The organism is Streptomyces sp. NPDC057939 (assembly GCF_042887545.1).
GTDB lineage: Bacteria > Actinomycetota > Actinomycetes > Streptomycetales > Streptomycetaceae > Streptomyces.
The window spans coordinates 115017-134536 of sequence record NZ_JBHVPG010000010.1; the positions used below are offsets into that span (position 1 = coordinate 115017).

Below are 19520 nucleotides of genomic sequence, written 5' to 3' on the forward strand. Positions count from 1 at the left end.
TGCTACCGCAGACCATCCCGTCCTACACCTGATCAAAGCGGCACATGGAAACGGGCAGTGGGCGGATCTTCTTGTACGCGGTCACGAAGCGGTCAGTGAAATCGGCGTAGACCTCGGGTTGGTTGCTGCACAGGTGGTGGATCGAGGACAGAACTGTGGCGATGTCGAGGGTGTAGGCGCCGATGCCGCAGTCGTCGAAGTCGATGACCGCGATGGTGCCCTCGGGGGTGAGGATCATGTTCTGTCTGCGCAGGTCCCCGTGGATCAGGCCGTGATCGCTGTTGGGGACAGTCCCGTGGGTGTGGATCCGGTCGGCGATGGCTCGTAGGAAGGCGGCGCCGTCGCCGAGGAGCGGGCGGTCGGGATGGGTGAGGGCGTAGCCGCGGTCCAGACGTCGGCCGGATCCCAGGTGGGCCGGGCGAAGTCCGAGGGCAGGTGCGTGGTTGCTGCGTGCTGGTGGAGTTGGGCGGTGACGGTGCCCATGCCCTTGGAGATGGCTGCCTTGTCGAATGGTGGCTCGGCCTCCCCCGGAACCCACCCGAAGACCGTGATCGTGCTGGATCCGAGGTCGGGCACTTGGTCGCGGTGACAAAGGCGCCGTTGGTCGCATTAGCCGCCGCTGACACCGACAGAAACCCAGTCGATACTCGGTGTCCAAGCCGCCGTCCGGGGCGGCTCTTCAGCCGACCGTTGCGAGGAGGAGCATGTGAGCGGACATGTCGGCGGTGGCCGGGTGCGGGTCGGCGAGATGGGCCGCTTCGAGCGCCGTGGCGAACAGATCACTGGGGACTTCGCCGGTGTATCGCTCGACCCCCTTGAGGATTGCCCATGCAGGGCCTTCGATCCCGCGGAGCACGGCATCGGTCAGGCCGGCTTCGGTGGCTTCGGCGAGGAGTTCGTCGCCGGTGTGGAAGTGGGCGGCGGTGAACAGTCCGGTGGGGTCGGCGTCGGGCTCGGGTTGGTAGCCGCTGGTCAGGCGTGTGCCGAGGCGTCGACGTACGTCCTCGTCGGTCAGGCTGGTGACGGTGCCGTGGTCCTGGAGGAGTGAGTACCGGCTGATGGCGGCGGCGGCGATCAGGCCGCCGGGGCGTACGACGCGCTGCGCCTCCCGTAGCGCTGTGATCCGGTCGGGCCGGTCGGGCAGGTGGTAGAGGGGGCCCAGGAGGAGGGCGGCGTCTTGGGAGTTGTCGGGGGCGGTGAGGCGGCGGGCGTCGCCGAGTTCGGTGGTGCAGTTCGCGTGGGCGGCGGCTTGGGTGAGGTGGTGGGGGACGGGGTCGATCAGGTGGACGGTGTAGCCCTGGTCGGTCAGCCATCGGGCGTGGATGCCGGGTCCGCCTCCGACGTCGAGGACGCGGGCGGGGGCCGGCGGCAGGTAGCGGCGCAGGAGGTACTGGGTGCGGGTGAGTTCGAGGCGTCCGGTGGCGGTGGCGTGCAGCCGGTCGGTTTGGTCGTGGGTTTCGTAGTGGGCGATGACGCGGGGGTCCATGCGGTGCACGTCGGGGGCCTTTCGTTGTGGTCAGGGCATGGGGAGGAGGGCGAGGAGGTCGCGGTAGAGGCCGGCTTCGGTGAGGTGGCGGATGAGGGCGGCGTCGGTGTTGCCGTCGGCGTCGATCGCGGGTGCCTGGCTGTCGATGGGCAGGCGGATGAGGCGGGCGTCGGGCAGCAGAGCGTGCAGGCTCTCGCCGGCCGTTCCGGGGAACGGCGGCCAGGAGTGGGCGCAGGAGGGGCAGATGGCTTCGGCGAGGTTCTCGACGATGGCGACGACCGGTACGGACGCTTCTTCGAGCATGCGCAGGGACCGTCGGACGTCGAGGAGGGCGAGTTCGTGGGGGGTGGTGACGATGACGGCCCCGACGACATCGAGTTCGGTCAGTACGGCGAGTTGCGGCTCGCCGGTGCCCGGGGGTAGATCCACCACGAGTACGTCCAGGGGGCCCCAGTCGGTGTCGTGCAGGAGCTGGTGCATGGCGCCGCGTAGGAGTGGTCCGTGCCAGATGAAGGGCCGGTCGGCGTCGGCGAGGAGGCCGGTGGACACCACGGGGATGCCCGCGCTGATCGCGGGTTGGATGCGCTGGCCGGCTACGCGCAGGCGGCCGTCGACGCCGAAGAGGGCGGGGGCGGAGGGGCCGGTGAGGTCGGCGTCGAAGTGACCGGGCCGGGCTCCGTGCGCCTTGAGGCCGCGGGTGACGGCGGCGCCCACGGTGGACTTCCCGACGCCTCCCTTGCCGCTCCACACGATGACGGCCGGAATCGCGAAGGGCGGCGGGTCAGATGCCATGGGTTCGGTCCTCCCTGGGGATGACGGCCGGTTCGGTGATCGTCAGGGTGGTGGTGTCGAGGGTGGCGGACACGCCGAGCGGGTAGGTCGGCATGGGGTCGACGTGTCCGCCCTCCATGCCGATCAGTACGGGGTAGGAGCCGCCGCGGGTGTGCGTGAACAGGACGTGGGCGTAGGCGGTGGCGTCCTGACGGCTCGGGGTGCGCAGCATGACTACGGCGGCCGGGTCGCGGGTCAGGCCGGTTTGTCGCAGGTGGGTGAGGTCGGCGTCGAAGTCCTCGGGGCGGTAGGCGTGATCGCTCAGGTCCAGGAGCAGGATGTGGCCGCTCAGATCCGGTTGCCACGGGGTCCCCGCGAGGAGCCGCATGGACGGCAGGCAGAACGGGGCGAGCGGTCCCCGGGCGTGGCCGGGGCGCAGGGCCAGGCGCGGTGGGGCCGGGCGTGTCCTTCGGGCCCTGTGGGCGGCTTGGGCGGTGTGGTGGTCCTCGTCGACGAGGTAGCCGGAGACCGGAACGGGGCCGGGCCCGGTGGTGCTCGTGGTGATGGTGTGGAAGTGGCCGGCGGTGTAGGGGAAGGGGTGATCGTGTTCGCCCCACTGCGGGATGACCGCGGGCCCGTAGAAGCTGACCATGCCGGTCATGTGGTGGATGGCGTGGTGTAGGACGGTGGTGTCCGAGTACCCGCACAGCACTTTGGGGTTGGCGGCGATCGTGTCCCAGTCCAGGTGGGGCAATAGTTGTGCGGTGTGGTTGCCGCCGATGGTGGTGAGGATGCCGTCGATCGCGGGGTCGGCGAAGGCGGCGTTCAGGTCTTCGGCGCGCCGGCGGGGCGCTCCGCTCGTCCAACCGAAGCGGCCGGTCGTGGTCGGTGTGGTGACCGTGCGGAAGCCTGCGGCGTGCAGGTGGGCGATGCCTCGGGCATAGGCGTCGGGGTGGTGGGCGGGACCTGGGGAGGAGAGGGTGACCACCGCGAGGGTGTCGCCGGGGACGAGGGCGGCCGGTCGGACGAGGGCCCTCACGGGCACACCTGCGCCAGGAGGCCGGCCATGTCGGCGGGAACCGCGGTGGCCCACATCGCCAGGTCATGCGCGAGATCTTGGGGGTAGTCGCCGCGCATGAGGCCCAGGCAGACCAAGCCCACCGCGACCGCGCCGGCGGCCGGCGGCAGGCAGGCCCGCTCCCGCGGGGTGAGGTCTCGTATCCGGGTGTAGGCGGTGAGGATGTCGGCGGCCTGGTCCCGGTCGACCGGGCCGGGTACGCAGGGGGCGAAGTTGGTGGTGTCCTGGCGGTATCGGACGGCGCAGAAGGACAGGACGGCTTCGGCGACGTCGCGAAGGCTGGGGCCCCGGTGGGCGTTGTCGAAGTCGATCAGGGCTGCCGCGGTGTCGGTGTAGATGAGGTTCCAGGGGTTGGTGTCCCCATGGGTGAGCTGTCCGGTCAGCGATCCCCAACCCGCCGCAGCCGCCTGGGCTGTCCAGGAGTGGACCGCGTGCCGCATGAGGTCGAGCGCGGCCGTGGGCACGGGCGTGAGGTCGGGGGCGAGCGCGATGTGCTCCAGCGCGCCGGCGAAGACGTCCTCGGCGGGACCCGCGGGAACCTGCGCCGGGGTGGAGTGGAGCATCGCCATCGTGTGGCCGGCCTGGGCACGATCGCGCGGAGTGCCCGCGTAGCGGCGGCCGGGAACGTACTCGGTGAGGGTGAAGGATGATCCACCGATGTCGTACCAGGCGCTGCCCTCGGTGGTGCGCAGGATCCGGGGTACGGGGAGACCGGCTGCGGTGGCCTGTGTCTGCCAGGCGCTGGCCAGCGTAAGAGCGTCCCTCTCGCAGTACCACGGGATCTGCTTGAGGAACAGGCGGGATCCATCGGCGGCCTCGATGACCATCTTGCGACTGGTCTGGGACCGGATGTCGATCAGCGTGACGTGATCGCCGTCGAGCAGAACCGGCCGGAACCCGGTCAGGGGCCCCAGACCGTAGGCCTCCGACAGCTGATGGAGCAGGCCCCCGTCGAAGGCGAAGAAACCGTACCGGTCGGGCTTGGCTGAGATCGGCATATACGTGCACCTCCGGGACCGGCTCCGCCGCTACCATCGGGCCCTCGTGCGGGACCGGTTGGAGGAGGAGCCATGAGGTATTCGGTCAATGTGGACGTGGCGCTGCGCCGTGGCGATGAATGGCTACTGATCGTGCGCGGGCTGAAGGAGGAGCACGCGGCGGGAACCCTGTCGCTGGTCGGCGGGACCGTCGACGCGGACACTCCCGGCGGTGACGTGATCACCGACACCGCCCGCCGGGAGGTCCTGGAGGAGATCGGCGTGGACCTGGACGCCGTGGAGCTGTCCTACGCGGAGTCCGCGTTCTTCGTCACGGACACCGGCAGTCCCGTCATCAACGTGGTCCTCGCCGGCGAACTCCCCGAGCAGGCCCGACCGGTGATCGCCTCACCGGAGGAGGTGGCGGACATCCGATGGGTGACGCTGCCCGCCCTGGAGCTGGATGCCGCCTGTCCGCCGTGGACACTGCGCAGCGTGCAGCAGGCCACGGCGGCACTCGGCCGGACGCGGGCGGCCGCCTAGGGAACGCAGTCCTGCCCGTTGACGCGGGTCAGGATCTGGAGGTCACGGATGTCATGGTGGTCGAGCGCCCACATCAGGAACCGCTCGACCCCCATCCCGAAGCCGGAGGTGTGCAGCGGCCGCCGCTCGCGCATCGCGAGGTACCAGAGCTAGGAGTCCTCGCCGACATGGTGCAGGGCGAGCGCGGCACGCACCTGCTCGGCGCTGATGTGCCGCTCCCCCGCACCGACGATCTCACCGAGGCCGAACAGCAGGTCGGCGTTGAGGGCACTGTGGTGGCTGTCGTCGGCGAAGGCCTGGTAGAAGGGCACGGCCAGGTGGTCGTAGTGGGTGACCCAGACCGGGCTCTTGCAGCGGTCGATGAGGAGCCGCTCGGCCCGGCGGGTGAGCGTGCGCCACGGCGGCCGGCCGGACGCGGTTCCGATGCGGATCAGGTCGGCGTCGTGGCCCAACAGCCGGGCCGCCGCGTCGAACGTCATCCGTTCGAACGGACTGCGGCCGTCGGCGATCCCCTCAAGATGGATGACCGTGCCCGCCGCGGCGCGGACGGTGTCCGGGCAGGCGGTGAGCAGGTGCCGGGCCAGGTGGCGGATGTAATCCTCCACCGTGGCCATGATGGTGTCCAGGCCGCCGGGCAGCTCTGCCTCACTGTGGAAGAACTGGCAGAGGTGACTGTTGTCGGGGTCCTCACCGCGGAAGGACGGCATCAGGTAGTAGCAGCCCGAGCCGGCCATGCGGCACCCGTACTCCAGCGTGAACTGCATGCTGTCCGCGAGGTACACATCCCTGCCGAACATGCGTGCCTTGACCGGCTGGGAGTCGGAGCCGAGACCCATCGGGGAGGAGACCGCCCCGGTGGTCACCGGCAGATGCAGGGTCGACACGCCCCGGTCCGCCCAGAACCGTGCGGTGGCGTAGGACAGGGCGTCCTGCATGGTGACCAACATGCGCCCCCACGGGGAATCCATAAGGTCCAGATACCGGCCGGGATCCGACCACAGCGGCGGGGTGCTGGTGGCGGTCGTCATCAGATCGTCTCCGATTCCTTCAGGGGAACGAACCCATGCTCGAAGTGGGGGTCGTACGCCCCCGGTTCGATGAACAGCTCCGGCTGCTCCGGCACGTCGTCGCGCATCGGCCGACGCAGAACGAGCTCCATCACCCCCAGGTGCGCGTGGTTGGCGTTGAACAGATGGCTCACCTCGCGCCACTGCTCGCGAACGCGCGCCCGCTCCTCGCCGGGCAGCGCTTCGATCCGGGGGGTGCCGGTCAGGGCATCGACGTAGGCGTCGACCACACCCGCGGGCCGGGCGTTCATGGGCCTTCGGTCCAAGTGGTAGATCTCCCAGCCGTCCGGGGCCAGGTCGCCCAGCCACTGTTCCCACCCGTAGACCGGCACCGTGAACCCGAGGATGTCTGCGAGGCGTCCGGACAGCTCGGGGGGCGGGGTGCTGCGGTAGTACAGGTGGGTGATCGACACCATGCCGAGCGGGCGTACGACCCGGCGGATCTCCGCGAACGCCGCGGGCCGGTCGGTGACGAATCCGAGCGCTCCGCCGCACACGACGGCGTCGAAGGTGTCGGCGTCCCAGGGAAGCGCACGGACGTCGCCGGCATGGAAGGCGACCCGCTCACCGATGTGAGCCGGCAGGCGGGCGGCGGTGCGATTGGCTTCGGCGACGGCTGCCGGGTTGACCTCGATCCCGTCCGCCTGGCAGCCGGTGAGCGCAACCAACTCGATCGACGTGAAGCCCGTGTTCGAACCGACCTCCAGCACGTGGTGTCGAGGGCCGAGGTGCATCGTGTGGGCGAGACGGGAGATGGCCCGCTTGCCTCCGGGGCACCGGTTGGTCTCACCGACCAGGGCGAGCAGGTCGACGTACGGCAGGGGCCCGCTGATCGTGGTCACTCATCCTCCTCGTAAAGCAGATTGAACGGGGTGTTCGAGATGTGGGCGGCCGGAACCGGCACGGCTTCCGAGGTCACGGTCGCCCCGATCAGGACCGGCTCGGGCCGATCCGTACGATCCGATCCCCCCTTTGGCCAGGCGCTGCTCTCGTCCGGACGCCGGCCGTACCCATAGGTGGGCGATGTGGGCGTCCACGCCGTCCCAGCCGGATCCGGCCTGGATCACCTCCCCGCCATCCGGCAGGCACCGCCCGAGGCAGGGGTGGGCTCCCCCGGAAGGGGCGGTGAAGCAGCCCCGGGCGGCGTGATGAACAGTGAACTCGTCCGGGACAAAGCTGAGTACGGTGGTACGGGCAGGAATCCGTTCAACCCGTTCAAGATTGCTTGCAAGGGGGGCCGACGTTGGCTGTGGACCGGACGCCGAACAAAGTGCTGGCGGACGTGATCGCCGAGTCCGGGACCACGTACTACGCGCTGGCCAGGGAGATCCGCTCGGTGGCAGCCGAGGCCGGCCGGCGATTGAACACCGGCCCGTCGGCCATCGCCTACTGGGTCGCCGGCGGTACACCGTCCGGTCAGACGCCGTTCTACATCGCCGAGGCCCTGACAAGACGGACCAAGCGGCGAGTGACGGTCGCCGAGATCGGTCTAGGCTGCGAAGGCGGCGCGGCCATGGAAAACGATCCACTGGCCGTCATCGCCGACCTCGGGAGATCCGTCATGCAACGTCGCCGCGACTTCCTCAGCGCCGCATTCACCGCGGCTTCCGTCGGCCTGCCACTGGCCTACGACCACGAAGCGGTGGCCGCGACGCTCCGAGCGGCCGCTACCGGCGCCAGCGTCGGCCCGACCGAGGTGACGGCCGTCCGACAGCTGACCGAGACGTTCCGCAGCATCGACGAACGCATGGGCGGCGGCCACGGCCTGACGACGGTCACCGCCTATCTGACCGACACCGTCGCACCGATGCTGAACGCCCGGTACCCGTCCGCCACGGTCCGCTCCGACGCCTTCGGGGCGGCGGCCCAGCTCGCTTGTCTGGTCGGCTGGAAACACCACGACCTCGGCCGCGAGGGCGCCGCCCAGCGGTACTACCTGCTGGGCTACCAGCTCGCCTGCGAGGCCGACCCGAACGGACATGCCGCGTGGATGATGCGGGCCCTGACCCATCAGGCCCTTGACCTGGGCCACCCCGGCCAGTGCCCGGAGCTTGCCGAAGCAGCCCTGGGCAGAGCGGCGGGGAAGGTCGACCGACAGACCGAGGCCCTGCTGCTCGTGACATGCGCCCGCGCGTACGGATACCACGGGCAGAGCACCCGGGCGGCGCGAGCGCTTCTCGCGGCCGAGGACGCGATGACGGACACGCGGGACGAGCTCCCCACCTACTCCGCGGCCTCGGGGCCGGTAGCGGCCACGGTCGCCTCACACACGGGCAAGACCCTCACCGCGATGAAAGACCACACGGCGGCCGAACGGCACTACCGGCGAGCCCTGACCGGCCGCACCCCGGGCATCTACCAGCTCAAGCACGGGCTCACCATGACCAACCTGGGACGATCGCTAGCCGGGCAACACCGGCACGAAGAAGCCGTCGGCCTGTGGGCCCGGTCACTGGACTTCATGGGCGGTGTGGTCTCCGACCGCAACCGGCAAGCGGTCAGGGAAATCCAGGCGGCGGCATCCCGATACCGCCGACGCGGTATTACTGGCGCGGCGAGCCTGAACCAGCGCGCCACCGAACTGCTCAACAACCAGCCGTGAAAGGAACGAACACCAGAATGCCGAAGATCGGGGTTGTAGTCCTGACCATGGGCGACCGGCCCACAGAACTGGGGGCCCTGCTGACCTCCGTGGCCGCCCAGGAAGGCGATCCGGCGACCATCGTGGTCCTCGGCCAAGGCGTGAAGCTCCCGCCCCTCCCGGACGACGTGGACAGCGTGGAGCTGCCGCAGAACCTGGGCATCCCCGGTGGCCGGAACGCCGGCCTGCAGTGGCTGCGCGAGCGGGGCGGCGTGGACATCGTCGTGGTCCTGGACGACGACGGCCTGCTGCCCCGCACCGACACGTTCCGCCTGGTCCGCGAAGCGTTCGCCACAAGACCCCGACTCGGGGTCGCGGGCTTCCGGATCGCGGACGAGACCGGGACGAGTCAGCGCCGACACATCCCCCGTCTGGGTGGTAAGAACCCCATGCAGTCCGGGCCGGTGACCACGTTCCTCGGCGGCGGCCACGCCATCCGCATGACCATGATCGACCAGGTCGGCGACTTCCCCACCCAGTTCTTCTACGCCCACGAGGAAACCGATTTCGCCTGGCGGGCCCTCGACGCCGGCTGGGAGATCGACTACCGGGCGGACATGGTGCTGCAACACCCCCGCACCGAGGCGTCCCGGCACACGGTCTACTACCGCAACACCGGCCGAAACCGGGTCTGGCTGGCCAAGCGGCACCTGCCCGCCCTCCTGATCCCGGTCTACCTCGGCACGTGGGCCGCGTACACGACCGCGCAACGCCCTCCGCTGTCTGGTCTGGCCGCCTGGTGGGCCGGCTTCTTCGAGGGCGTACGGGTACCGTGCCCACCGCGACGGCCCATGCGATGGCGGACCGTGTGGCGGATGACCAAGTTGGGCAGGCCCCCAGTCATCTGACTACTGCCAATAGCTGCACAACTGGTTTCAAGGCCGCCCCGGGCGGACTATCTCGCCCCAGCGGCTTTTGCCACAAGTTGTGACCCCTCGCAGGGGCGATGAGGACGACCCGGCTCAGGTCGGCCTGGCGGCGCGTCACCGGTTGTGACCCCTCGCAGGGGCGATGAGGACACCAGCCAGGGTCAGCGGGCAGACCGCCTCACGTATGTTGCGACCCCTCGTAGGGGCGATGAGGACGACCGCCGAGGCATTCCCCTCTCCCGCTGGTTCTTGTTGCGACCCCTCGAAGGGACGATGAGGACAGGCGGAGCACGGGCTGATCAACGCCGAGGAGAGGAGGTTGCGACCCCTCGAAGGGGCGATGAGGACGCCACCCCGAGGCGCACGTGCGGCGGGAGACCACGGTGTTGCGACCCCTCGAAGGGGCGATGAGGATAGGACGCCGCCGCCGACCAAGCCCGGGGCGCGATCACGTTGCGACCCCTCGAAGGGGCGATGAGGACCCGTCTACGAGGTGTGGCTGGCCCACCGCGAGGAGATGTTGCGACCCCTCGCAGGGGCGATGAGGACGCCAGCGCCTCCCGCTCTGCCGGCGAGGGCTCGGCCTGTTGCGACCCCTCGCAGGGGCGATGAGGACGTTCCGGCCACTCACCGCCGCGCAGCACCTCCACGTGTTGCGACCCCTCGCAGGGGCGATGAGGACTCGTCGAACCTCGTCGACGGGCACTTCGGGACGTCCAGTTGCGACCCCTCGCAGGGGCGATGAGGACCACCGATCTTGATGCCGTAGCCGGCGAGCGCCGCCATGTTGCGACCCCTCGCAGGGGCGATGAGGACGCGGTGACTCCGGCCTCGACGCCCGCTGCCCGTCCCAGTTGCGACCCCTCGCAGGGGCGATGAGGACACGGAGGACTTCCGCAAGCTGCCCGGCGCGTCCCTGAGTTGCGACCCCTCGCAGGGGCGATGAGGACCCCCGGCAAGGACTCCATTCCGATCCTGGCCATGGCGTTGCGACCCCTCGCAGGGGCGATGAGGACCCCAGGACGAGCGCCCCGACCTCAACGCCCAGCAGGAACAGTTGCGACCCCTCGCAGGGGCGATGAGGACCGGGGCGTACGTGGTCGGGATGCCGATGTGGATGTGGGGTTGCGACCCCTCGCAGGGGCGATGAGGACTCGTGCTCCGGCATCGCCGGGTCCTCCGGGGCGACTTGTTGCGACCCCTCGCAGGGGCGATGAGGACTCGACGGCAGCTTGCCGTCCGTGAACTCCTCGCCGTGTTGCGACCCCTCGCAGGGGCGATGAGGACGGGTCACCTCGCCCGGCGGAGCCGGGCGTTCGGGATGTTGCGACCCCTCGCAGGGGCGATGAGGACCGTTCCGTACGCGTTCGGGATGACGTCCGCGATGATGCGTTGCGACCCCTCGCAGGGGCGATGAGGACGACGGTCGCGGACGACGCGGACGCCCGAGTGGACACGTTGCGACCCCTCGCAGGGGCGATGAGGACTGGCGCTCGCCCTCGGGATGGCGCGCGAGTACGGCGTGTTGCGACCCCTCGCAGGGGCGATGAGGACTGGCGCTCGCCCTCGGGATGGCGCGCGAGTACGGCGTGTTGCGACCCCTCGCAGGGGCGATGAGGACACGCGTCCGGCGGCACGGACCCAGTCACGCCGGCGGGTTGCGACCCCTCGCAGGGGCGATGAGGACGAACGCGTTCACGGTGGAGGCCCGGCGGCTGTTGGCGTTGCGACCCCTCGCAGGGGCGATGAGGACCAGTACGGATCGTGACCAAGCAACTACGAGTTCAGCGTTGCGACCCCTCGCAGGGGCGATGAGGACGCATTTCTGGGGGCAGGCTACTCCGTGATCAGTAGCGTTGCGACCCCTCGCAGGGGCGATGAGGACTCGTCCGTCATCACGGCCTCGTCCAGGACCAGGACGTGTTGCGACCCCTCGCAGGGGCGATGAGGACGCTGAGGCCATCAAGGGGCACCCGGAGCACAGCCGGTTGCGACCCCTCGCAGGGGCGATGAGGACCCCCCCCCACAGTAAAGTTGCAGGTCACAATAATGCTGGTAGGGATCGGTGGCTGCCATTCTGCAGCAGACCTCCGGTGGTGTTGTCGGGCCCGGTGTGGCGCTGAAGTCTGGCTTGTCGTCCCAGGAAGGCTTGGGGGCCTTCGAGTCACAGGATGTCACTTGGGGCGGGTTCGGTTGCTCCCCATTCGAGGCGTTGTGGCACGGCACCGGGTGGGAACGTGTAGACGAGGACGTTGTCGTAGTCCAGGTCGAGGTTGTCTTCGACCGCGGCTTGGAAGTGTCGAAGTTGGGCGTCGCTAAGGTGCCCTTCGAAGACACTTCGTTGTACGTGGTGAAGGTATTTGCGGCAGGTGCGTAGGATGCGCGCATTCCGTTTGGTGTGGGTGTCGTAGACGACGACTACGTACATGTTGTGGTCACCACCAGATGCGGAAGGGTTTGTAGGGGGTGCCTTCCAGGCAGTGGCGGGTCAGGGCGAGTGCGTCCAGGTAGAGGAGCTCGTCGTAGGCGACGTTCCGGCCGAGGCTGCGATGCGCCACGGTGACGGCGAACTCGTCCCGGACGCTTTGGACCACGAGTTTGCGACCTGATTCGCTGAGCATGGCTTGGTTGGTGTCACGGTCGAAGTGGTGTTCTTTGAGTTGGTTTCGGCCTGTCATGCGTAGCAGGAGCCGTTCGGCGAAGAGGGGCTCGAACATTTCGGAGAGGTCCAGGACGAGGGAGTGTCGCTGGCGTTCCATGCTGCTGTGGAGGAACGCGATTCCACTGTGGAGTGGGGTGAGGCGGATGGCGCTGAGGACCCGCGCGTACGTGATCCCGTTGACGTAGCTGATGAACGCGTTGCCGGCGTTCTTGGGTGGTCGGCGACTTCGGCCGCCGAGTTGCAGCCAGTCCGGGAGCTTGGTGTCGATCACTTCCCAGGCGGAGCGGCGGAATGTTCCCTCTGCGCCCATGAGCTGGGCGGGGCTCTCGGCGGTGGCGATGGAGTTCTGGAGGACGGTGTAGGGGCGGTCGAGGAGCTTGCGGTCGATGACGCGTCGGACGTTGAAGGCGCAGGAGTCGACGATCTTGCGGGCGATGTCCAGACTGGCGTTGGGGTCCTGGGCGATCCGCGCTTGTGCCAGGACAGTCTCGCCGGACGTGCTTGTTTCGGAGGTGAGCAGGGATCCCGCGTAGTCGCCGTAGTGGCTGAGGACGTGGATGTTGATGCGGTGCCGATTGAGCAGCGATATGACGGCGGTGTTGATGTCGACTTCGGCGCAGGCGACGATGTCGCGGACGTCGGTGATGGGGATGTGGACGTTGGCGGCGGCTTCGCGTTCGATGATCAGCGACTGGTCTTTTCTACGGATTCGGCTGGGGCTGGTCAGCCAGTAGGTTCGGGCGGCTGCGGGCATCTCATTCCGTCCAGCAGTAGTCGGTGAAGGAGCAGCCTTGGCAGGCGGAGCGGGGCAGCCGGTTCGGGGAGCTGTCCGCGGCGGCGACGGCGAGGACCTCGACGATGTCGGCTTCCGCCTGCGTGGCGGCTTCGGGGGTGTAGGGGAAGCGTCCGGTGCGGCGGGTTTTGGGGTAGTGCAGGATGGTGCCCTGGGCATCGATACCGACACGGTGCAGCCGGTGACAGTAGTGGCGGCCCTGGGCCTCGTCGGCCGGGTTGGGGCGTGAGGAGGATTTGACCTCGTGGACCCAGTGCGCGCCGTCGACGAAGTCCAGTTGTGCCGCGCCGAGGTCGACGGGGGTGTTGCGGGTGTATGAGGTGTCGTGGACGGCTTCACCGGAGCGGACGGCTGCGCTGAGGTGTTCGGGACGGATGCCGCGTAGGTACAGCCACAGCTGGCGGCGGCAGTGGTAGAGGTACTTGATGTGGACGCCGCCGATGTCCTCCTCGTTGATCACAGGATCTCCCCGGGCCGGTAGGTGTGCTGGGGCAGGCCGCGGACGGCGGTGAGTCCGTGGTCGGGGTGGTAGTCGCCGTCGATGACGCGGACCTTGAGCCGCTTTTCGTAGCGGCTGAGGGGGCCTGCCCAGTGGGGCATGGGGATGAGGTACTCGTCCGCCAGGAGCCGGCCGGCGCCGCGGTTGCGGTCGCCGGGCGCGGACAGTGCGGCGGCGTAGGCCTCCTGGTCCTCGGCGAGGATGGCTTCGGTGCCGTCGAAGAGTTCGTCGAAGGTCTCGGCCAGCGCGGTCCGGTCTTCGTAGGGGTATCTGAACTGCAGGAATGCGCGGTCGAAGCTCTCACGGCGCTCCAGGACCTCCTGGTGCCACTGTTGGCCCCAGTCGGTGGCGTAGACCTCGTCCAGCCATTCGGTGGCGTCCGCCTCGTCGATGGCCTGTCCTTGATCCCGGGTAAGGATCCTCCAGGCGGATTCGACGGCCTCGCGCGGGTAGACGCCGTCGGCGTACTCGCCGGGCTGCCCTCGACGAGTGGTCCAGGCGGGGTGGTGAACGATGACGTCCGCCAGCCGGCGGGCCCCGATGCGGTTGACACGGCCAAAGCGCTGCAGGAGCGCTTCGAGCGGGGCCGCGCCGGTGAACAAGGTGTCGAAATCGACGTCCAGACTGACCTCGACGACCTGAGTGGCGACCAGCAACCCGGGACGACGGCCGCTTTGAGCGTCGGATCCCACAGTGGCGAACCGGTCGGTGATCTCCTGCTCGATACGGGAGCGGTCCAACCGGCGGAACCGTGAGTGCAGCAGGAGGGCGGCGTCCGAACCGTGCTGCTCACGTACCTGGGGTGCGAGCTGTTCGTAGAGGGCATGGGCGTGGGCGACGTTGTTGGCGATCACCAGGACGGACTCGCCCCTGGACAGCCGCAGCCGGATCTCCTCCAGCGCGGCGGGGTCGGTGAGGTGGTGGCCGCGGGTCTGTAGGAGGTGGCGGGTCGGCAGGCCCAGGTCGGGGCTGTCAAGCACAGTGGCGGACGCTTCGAGAGTGTTCTCGAACAGGCAGGCGAGGGCGCGGGGCAGGGTCGCCGAAAGGACGGCGACTCGTCCGCCAAGGCGTTCCCACAGCCGGGCGCTGGCCAGGATGTAGCCGAGGCGCCGGGCGTCGTAGGCGTGGAGTTCGTCGAGGATGAACACCGAGTTCGCGGCGTCGAGGAGGATCCCGGAGTGGGCCGGCCCTGCCAACGCGGCCCGCAGAAGCTGGTACGGCGTGGCGACGCGGACGCTCTCGCGGAACAGTTTGGTGGCCGCGGCCCGTGACAGGGCCTTGGTCGCGGCGTCCACGCGGCACGGGTCGCCGTGTGCGTCTTCCTCGTCACCGTCCTGCGGGGCGATGGCCTGGGCGAGGTGGTAGGAGGCGGCTCGGGAGTGGGCGACACCGACGGTTTCCTCGGCGCCGAGGATTTTGCCGAGCCTGAGGGCCATAGAGTTGATGGAGGCCAAATACGGGAGGGTGAAGAACACCCGTGGCACGCCGCCCCCGGTCGCGATCAAGGCCTCGACCTGACGGGCCGCCCACAGCAGGGCCGCTTCCGTCTTCCCACTACCGGTCGGCCCGCGCAGTAGTAGATGTCCACTGATGTTCGCGGCCTGGAGCTGGTGCGCGCGCAGGATTCTGCCGCGGGTGGCGAAGTCCTTTTCCAACCGGGGTCGGAAGGTCGCGTCCAAGGGCTGTGTCGTGGCCAGGGTTTGGTGTGCGGAGGACAGGTGGTCGGACAGTGTGACCGCGCCCTGCAGCAGGACGGCGGCCAAGCCCTCCTCACGTCCGACACGATCAGCCCACCGGTCCAGGACCTCCTCCAGCAGCCGGTGGGCGTCGCCGACCAGGGAAGTAGCCGTACGGGGGGCGTCTGCCCGGCGGGTGCCCGCCGGCAGCCCGGCCGCCATGGCGCTTTGGCGTAGCCAGCCTTCCAGGGCGGGTGCGGCACGGGGGTCGAGTGGGCCGAAGCGGCGTTCGAGTTCGGTGACGGTGACACCGCCGTAGAGGGTCTGGAGGTCGCGTCCGTTCTCACCGGTGAGTGGCCGATGGTGGGTGGCGACCGCGGTCGCCACCCACGACAGCATTTCGGGGTCGTCGATCAGCGGGGGAAGGAAGCCGAGCGAGGCCACTTCGTGGCGCTCGCCCCAGGCCCGGATGAGGCCGGCGAGCATCTGCTGGAAGCCGTCGAGAACCTTTCCCGAGTCGTGCAGAAGGGCGGCCAGTTCCACGACGGTCCAGAACGTGCCGTCGAAGATGTCCTCCGCCGCCTCCAGCCGGCCCACGCGTTGCCGCAGGCCGGCCGCGGCAAGGCGGGTGTCGGACAGGTGCACGGTGAGTAGTTCGGCGGGACGCGTCTGCCGGGCACTCTTGGCCCGCAGCGTGGACAGGATGTCCGTCATGATGACGAGGGGTCCGTATCTGGGTGCGGGCCGAGCGGCCGGACTGTCAGGAACGCGAAACGCTGTCGGGGTGGGTCGGAGGCAGCAGAACGACGGCCTGCCCGCCGGTGGTCGACCTGCTGTCGGCAACGACCTGGTCGGCACGGCCGGAACCGTCGAAGCGGTAGCCGTCCCACCGAGTACGGTCCCGACCGGCGGAGATCGCCGTCGGCAGCCGCAACAGCGTGCCCACCCGACCGACCGACTCGGGAACCACAGCCGCCCCCTGCACACCAGGCGTCGCACGCAGCGGCACCAGTTCGGTACGGATACCGACCAGGTCCTGACTACGACCCAACCGCAGCGGCCACACCGGCCGCCGCAACCGCTTCCGCCAGCCCTCAGGATCATCGAGGACCCACACGGTCAGCTCGGCCGCCGTCAGGAACTCACGGTTGCGCGGGGTGGGCGACGTCTTCTTCCCCGACGCGTCCAGCGGATGGTAGGTCTCGAAATCGACTGCCTTGCCACCCGCACGGAACGCCATCGCGAACCGCAGCTCCGCATCGACCCGCTCCCACCCCCCGGCCGCGGCCGCCAGGAGCCCACCGACCGTGGCCGGCGGCGGACACGGCAACGTGACCTGCACCCCGGCATACAGCGGATTCCGAAAGGACACGACCGGCGCCGTCACCGTGATCTGCAGCGCCGTGACATCCGTGCCCGTCACGCCGCAGGGTCCTCGAACCACGCGTCGTGCCCGCCCTGCTCGATCCGATCGGCCAGCCGGTTGAGCAGCACACGAGGATGCCCCAGGACGACACGCCCCTCGTCGATCAGGTCCTTGAGCTCACGCTCGACCCGCTCGCGCTGATCCCCCAAAAAGCCCGGTGCCCAACCGAGCAGCACCGGCCCGTCCACCTCATCCGCCCACGCCTCGAGCTCCTCACGCAGCACATCCGGCAAAAACACGACCTTGCCGTCGCGGGCACCCAACACCCTGGTGAACGGATTGACGCCTCCCTTCAGCGGAGCCAAAACGAACAGCGAAGGCGCCCGGTCCCCGTAGTGCATCGCCTGCTTGGCCCCACCACGCACCGCACCCAACGTCCGCAACAGCGCCGACACCCGCCGCTGCCGCTCCCCCAGCGGCAACCGGACCGCGGCACTGCCACGCAACGTCGTGGCCTCGGCCCCGCCCTTCGTCGCCTCCTCGGCGACCGCGGCGCTAATCGCGACCCTTAGCCCGTGCCCGTCGGTCTCGAACACCCCCACACGCGGAAGGTCCAGCAGTACGTCACCGGCCAGGGTGGCGCTGTACAACTCGTGCGAGTGGATGACGGGGTGCTCCCCCGCCGGGAAGTCCCGGCTCATCGTCCCGAAGTCCAACGTCGGACGCTGCGGCACCACGGAAACCAGGGTGCCGGTCGCCAGCACGGTGTCGCGCTGGTAGTTCTCCTTCTTCACCGCGACCATGTACCCGAACAGATCATCGTCCAGATGCAAGTCCGGACGACCCGCCGTGTACGCCTGCTGCTTGGCACCACTGCCCGAGCGGATGACCGCCGAACGGGACTCCTGCGGCGGTAAAGAGTCCCGCAGCCACCGGCGGAAAGCCTGCGCGGACACATACGGAAACTCCTCCCGGCCCACCCGAAGCTTCTTCACCCGACCGGTGTTGTCCTCACCCTCCCCATTGTTCGGGGCACCCGCGACCACATCCAAAACGATCTTCCCCACCAGGAAACTCAACGCACGTACTCCTCTTCATCATCGGAAATGAACGCGCTATCGCCGGCGTCGAGCACCCCGTCGACGCCCTCGTCATCGGCGACATCCGCCCCGTCGACCGCCTGCCAGCCCAGCCGCGACAACTCCTCCAGAACCCCCACCAGCAGCAGGTCCCGGTGGAACCACGCCGGGTTGTCCGCCCCGGGATCGAACAACAGAGTGAAACCACGCTCCGTCACCAACGGGCCCGAACCACCCTCCGGCGGCCGGATCGCCCGCCGCACCCCCTGATCGGTCAGCCACCGCCGCAACCGCGGCGCATCCTTCAGCAGCGCACGAAACTTCCGCAGCTGCCCACCCGACTCCTCCGCAGCGAACAGTCGCGCGATCCGACCCGCAGTCGCCCGAATCTCGGACAAGTCCTTCTCGTTCATCAGCATCACCTCGGTGACTAAGGAATAGAGAAGAGTGACCAGATCGGCCACCTCCTCACGATCAGCAGACCCACCGGCCACCAGCCGGCCCACATGCCGCACCCCACTGCCAAAAATCCGACCCGGCTCACGGAACGCGTTCCGCGACAAAGCCACCACACCCGGATCGGTCTTCGTGGCATGCGCCCGCAACAGAGCCGTAAACCCACGCCGTAAAACCGCATCACGCGACGTACGCCGCAACCACTCCGCCAGCACCTGCTCCACAGCATGCTGCTCCAACAACTGACCACGGTTGTTGTTGTTGAACACCAGCAGCTCAACCCCGCCGCTCACCCGCTCGCTGTAACGCCGCAACGCCGTCAGCGCCACAACCTCACGCACATCGGTCTGACGCCGCCCAGGATCACCGGTCTCCGCCAACGGCAGATTCCGCTCCACCTGCCGCGTCACCACACGCCGCAGAAAACGCTCATCCCAACTGTGCAAAGCAATCGACGAACCACCCGTCAGCTGACACCCATACGGCAACGCGTGAAAACAAACCCGACACGGCTGACACAACGCCATCCCCGAATGCCCACGAGGCACGTTGTTCCGATACGCCTCGCTCTCCGCCAACGCGACATCAAGCTTCCCGAAAAAACCGACAGCCCGCCGCCCACACAACACACAACCAGCATCTGGCCACAAACCGGGATCGGGTAGACCCCGCCACCCGCGAACCGCATCCCTCACCACGCCATCCGGCTTCTTACCATTGCCCGGATGATTCATCGGCGAGTTCGGAAAGAAGGAATAGCTCATCTTCAACCAAAACCCAGTCGCACCCTTGCTGTCCCGCACCAGCGCTGCGGCAACAGCATGCTGGGTGACCTGCTCCACCGCACGAGCAAACCCCGCAGACTGCAGGTCCTCCGGGTGATCATCACCCGCCAGCGCAGCAATCGCGTACGCCCCGACCCGCTGCAACGGATGCGCGGTCAACACCAACCGACACTGCGCCTCAAGGTCCGACCCTGCCGCGCTCACGTCGCGATCCAACCGAAACCAGCTGAATTCGCCTGCCCCAACCCCCAGCTCCACAAGGCCCGCAACGTCTCCGGCGCCCCCGAAATCTCCACCTCGACCGCGGCACCCGTCTTGACGCCAGGGCCCACGCTGAACCCCCGCTTCGGGCCGATCCAGGTCACCTGCTCCAGACTCACACCCGGATCACACCCCAAGCCCTCCGCCTTGCGACGCAGATTGCCCTGAAAGTACCCGGCCCACTCCGGCTCCGCCGGCAACAACCAGTCCTGCCGAGTCCGCCGAACCCCATCCTCGCCACGCCCGGAGCCCTTCATCACCACCGGCGTCGCAGTCCGCAACACGGCACGACCCGAAGCGAAATCCGGAGGACTGAACGTCGTGATCCCCGTCAGACGAAGCGCTACACCACCCCAATCGATCACCTCCCGCGCCGCAAACCCGGCAGCAAGCGCCTCCACCACCTCCGGCACCGGACTACCGAACTCCACCACCCCACGCCCACCGGCCGCGTAACGACCAGGCCTCCGCCGCGCCCCCGCGAACACCGGCGCTCCATGACCGAACGGCA

General features: G+C 68.8%; 20 protein-coding genes and 1 CRISPR repeat array. Of the genes, 3 read left to right on the forward strand and 17 right to left on the reverse strand.

Features of this window, described 5'->3' with window-relative positions; genetic code table 11:
• Window positions 1-22: 22 nt before the first annotated feature.
• From ACFVS6_RS14345 to ACFVS6_RS14370, 6 genes are all read right to left on the reverse strand, one after another.
• A complete protein-coding gene (locus ACFVS6_RS14345; RefSeq protein ID WP_389703862.1) occupies window positions 23-319 on the reverse strand; it encodes a phosphotransferase in 297 nt (98 codons plus the stop codon).
• Entirely contained in the window at window positions 265-576 is a 312-nt protein-coding gene (locus ACFVS6_RS14350) for a hypothetical protein (protein WP_389703869.1), read from the reverse strand. The genes ACFVS6_RS14345 and ACFVS6_RS14350 overlap by 55 nt, the downstream gene beginning before the upstream one ends.
• 103 nt (window positions 577-679) lie before the next feature.
• Entirely contained in the window at window positions 680-1486 is an 807-nt protein-coding gene (locus ACFVS6_RS14355; protein WP_389703711.1) for a class I SAM-dependent methyltransferase, read from the reverse strand.
• 30 nt (window positions 1487-1516) lie between these two features.
• A complete protein-coding gene (locus ACFVS6_RS14360) occupies window positions 1517-2278 on the reverse strand; it encodes a P-loop NTPase (protein WP_389703713.1) in 762 nt (253 codons plus the stop codon).
• Entirely contained in the window at window positions 2268-3296 is a 1029-nt protein-coding gene (locus tag ACFVS6_RS14365) for an LD-carboxypeptidase (RefSeq protein ID WP_389703715.1), read from the reverse strand. The genes ACFVS6_RS14360 and ACFVS6_RS14365 overlap by 11 nt, the downstream gene beginning before the upstream one ends.
• Window positions 3293-4333, reverse strand: a complete 1041-nt coding sequence (locus tag ACFVS6_RS14370; RefSeq protein WP_389703717.1) for a phosphotransferase enzyme family protein — start codon at window positions 4331-4333, stop codon at window positions 3293-3295. The genes ACFVS6_RS14365 and ACFVS6_RS14370 overlap by 4 nt, the downstream gene beginning before the upstream one ends.
• Window positions 4334-4405: 72 nt before the next feature.
• Here ACFVS6_RS14370 and ACFVS6_RS14375 point away from each other — a divergent pair, with 72 nt between their 5' ends.
• Window positions 4406-4855, forward strand: a complete 450-nt coding sequence (locus ACFVS6_RS14375; RefSeq protein ID WP_389703718.1) for an NUDIX hydrolase — start codon at window positions 4406-4408, stop codon at window positions 4853-4855.
• Here the strand turns inward: ACFVS6_RS14375 and ACFVS6_RS14380 are convergent.
• Genes ACFVS6_RS14380 through ACFVS6_RS14390 form a run of 3 tightly spaced genes read right to left on the reverse strand, consistent with a single transcriptional unit; the run spans window position 4852 to window position 6764 of the window.
• Window positions 4852-4989, reverse strand: coding sequence for a hypothetical protein (locus ACFVS6_RS14380; protein ID WP_389703720.1), 138 nt, complete (start codon window positions 4987-4989; stop codon window positions 4852-4854). The genes ACFVS6_RS14375 and ACFVS6_RS14380 overlap by 4 nt on opposite strands.
• A 15-nt stretch (window positions 4990-5004) precedes the next feature.
• A complete protein-coding gene (locus ACFVS6_RS14385) occupies window positions 5005-5883 on the reverse strand; it encodes an amino acid--tRNA ligase-related protein (protein ID WP_389703722.1) in 879 nt (292 codons plus the stop codon).
• The gene (locus ACFVS6_RS14390; RefSeq protein ID WP_389703724.1) at window positions 5883-6764 is read right to left on the reverse strand and encodes a methyltransferase domain-containing protein; all 882 of its coding nucleotides are present in this window, start codon (window positions 6762-6764) and stop codon (window positions 5883-5885) included. Before ACFVS6_RS14390 ends, ACFVS6_RS14385 begins: the two co-directional genes overlap by 1 nt.
• A 401-nt stretch (window positions 6765-7165) precedes the next feature.
• Here ACFVS6_RS14390 and ACFVS6_RS14395 point away from each other — a divergent pair, with 401 nt between their 5' ends.
• Both ACFVS6_RS14395 and ACFVS6_RS14400 read left to right on the forward strand, forming a co-directional pair.
• Window positions 7166-8524 carry a tetratricopeptide repeat protein gene (locus ACFVS6_RS14395; protein ID WP_389703726.1) on the forward strand — a complete coding sequence of 453 codons (1359 nt, stop codon included), beginning with the start codon at window positions 7166-7168 and terminating at the stop codon, window positions 8522-8524.
• 17 nt (window positions 8525-8541) lie between these two features.
• Window positions 8542-9411 (forward strand): glycosyltransferase family 2 protein, encoded by an 870-nt coding sequence (locus ACFVS6_RS14400; protein WP_389703728.1) that lies wholly within the window; start codon window positions 8542-8544, stop codon window positions 9409-9411.
• A gap of 76 nt (window positions 9412-9487) precedes the next feature.
• A CRISPR array of direct repeats spans window positions 9488-11449; the repeat unit is 30 nt; unit sequence GTTGCGACCCCTCGCAGGGGCGATGAGGAC.
• Window positions 11450-11596: 147 nt separating this feature from the next.
• Here ACFVS6_RS14400 and cas2 read toward each other — a convergent pair.
• From cas2 to ACFVS6_RS14440, 8 genes are read right to left on the reverse strand one after another with little or no spacing between them, the layout of a single operon-like run.
• Window positions 11597-11860: a CRISPR-associated endonuclease Cas2 gene (cas2, locus tag ACFVS6_RS14405; protein ID WP_389703730.1), complete on the reverse strand. Its 264-nt coding sequence runs from the start codon at window positions 11858-11860 to the stop codon at window positions 11597-11599.
• A gap of 7 nt (window positions 11861-11867) precedes the next feature.
• Window positions 11868-12848, reverse strand: coding sequence for a type I-B CRISPR-associated endonuclease Cas1b (cas1b, locus tag ACFVS6_RS14410; protein WP_389703732.1), 981 nt, complete (start codon window positions 12846-12848; stop codon window positions 11868-11870).
• 1 nt (window position 12849) lies between these two features.
• Window positions 12850-13347 (reverse strand): CRISPR-associated protein Cas4, encoded by a 498-nt coding sequence (locus ACFVS6_RS14415; protein ID WP_389703734.1) that lies wholly within the window; start codon window positions 13345-13347, stop codon window positions 12850-12852.
• Complete coding sequence (gene cas3, locus ACFVS6_RS14420; RefSeq protein ID WP_389703736.1) at window positions 13344-15776, reverse strand: CRISPR-associated helicase Cas3'; 2433 nt, start codon at window positions 15774-15776, stop codon at window positions 13344-13346. The genes ACFVS6_RS14415 and cas3 overlap by 4 nt, the downstream gene beginning before the upstream one ends.
• Before the next feature lie 46 nt (window positions 15777-15822).
• Window positions 15823-16506: a CRISPR-associated protein Cas5 gene (cas5, locus tag ACFVS6_RS14425; protein WP_389703738.1), complete on the reverse strand. Its 684-nt coding sequence runs from the start codon at window positions 16504-16506 to the stop codon at window positions 15823-15825.
• On the reverse strand, window positions 16482-17507 hold the full coding sequence (gene cas7i / locus ACFVS6_RS14430) for a type I-B CRISPR-associated protein Cas7/Cst2/DevR (RefSeq protein WP_389703740.1): 1026 nt from the start codon (window positions 17505-17507) through the stop codon (window positions 16482-16484). Before cas7i ends, cas5 begins: the two co-directional genes overlap by 25 nt.
• Window positions 17504-18952 carry a hypothetical protein gene (locus tag ACFVS6_RS14435; RefSeq protein ID WP_389703742.1) on the reverse strand — a complete coding sequence of 483 codons (1449 nt, stop codon included), beginning with the start codon at window positions 18950-18952 and terminating at the stop codon, window positions 17504-17506. Before ACFVS6_RS14435 ends, cas7i begins: the two co-directional genes overlap by 4 nt.
• Window positions 18949-19422, reverse strand: coding sequence for a CRISPR-associated endoribonuclease Cas6 (locus ACFVS6_RS14440; protein WP_389703743.1), 474 nt, complete (start codon window positions 19420-19422; stop codon window positions 18949-18951). The genes ACFVS6_RS14435 and ACFVS6_RS14440 overlap by 4 nt, the downstream gene beginning before the upstream one ends.
• Window positions 19423-19520: the final 98 nt, after the last annotated feature.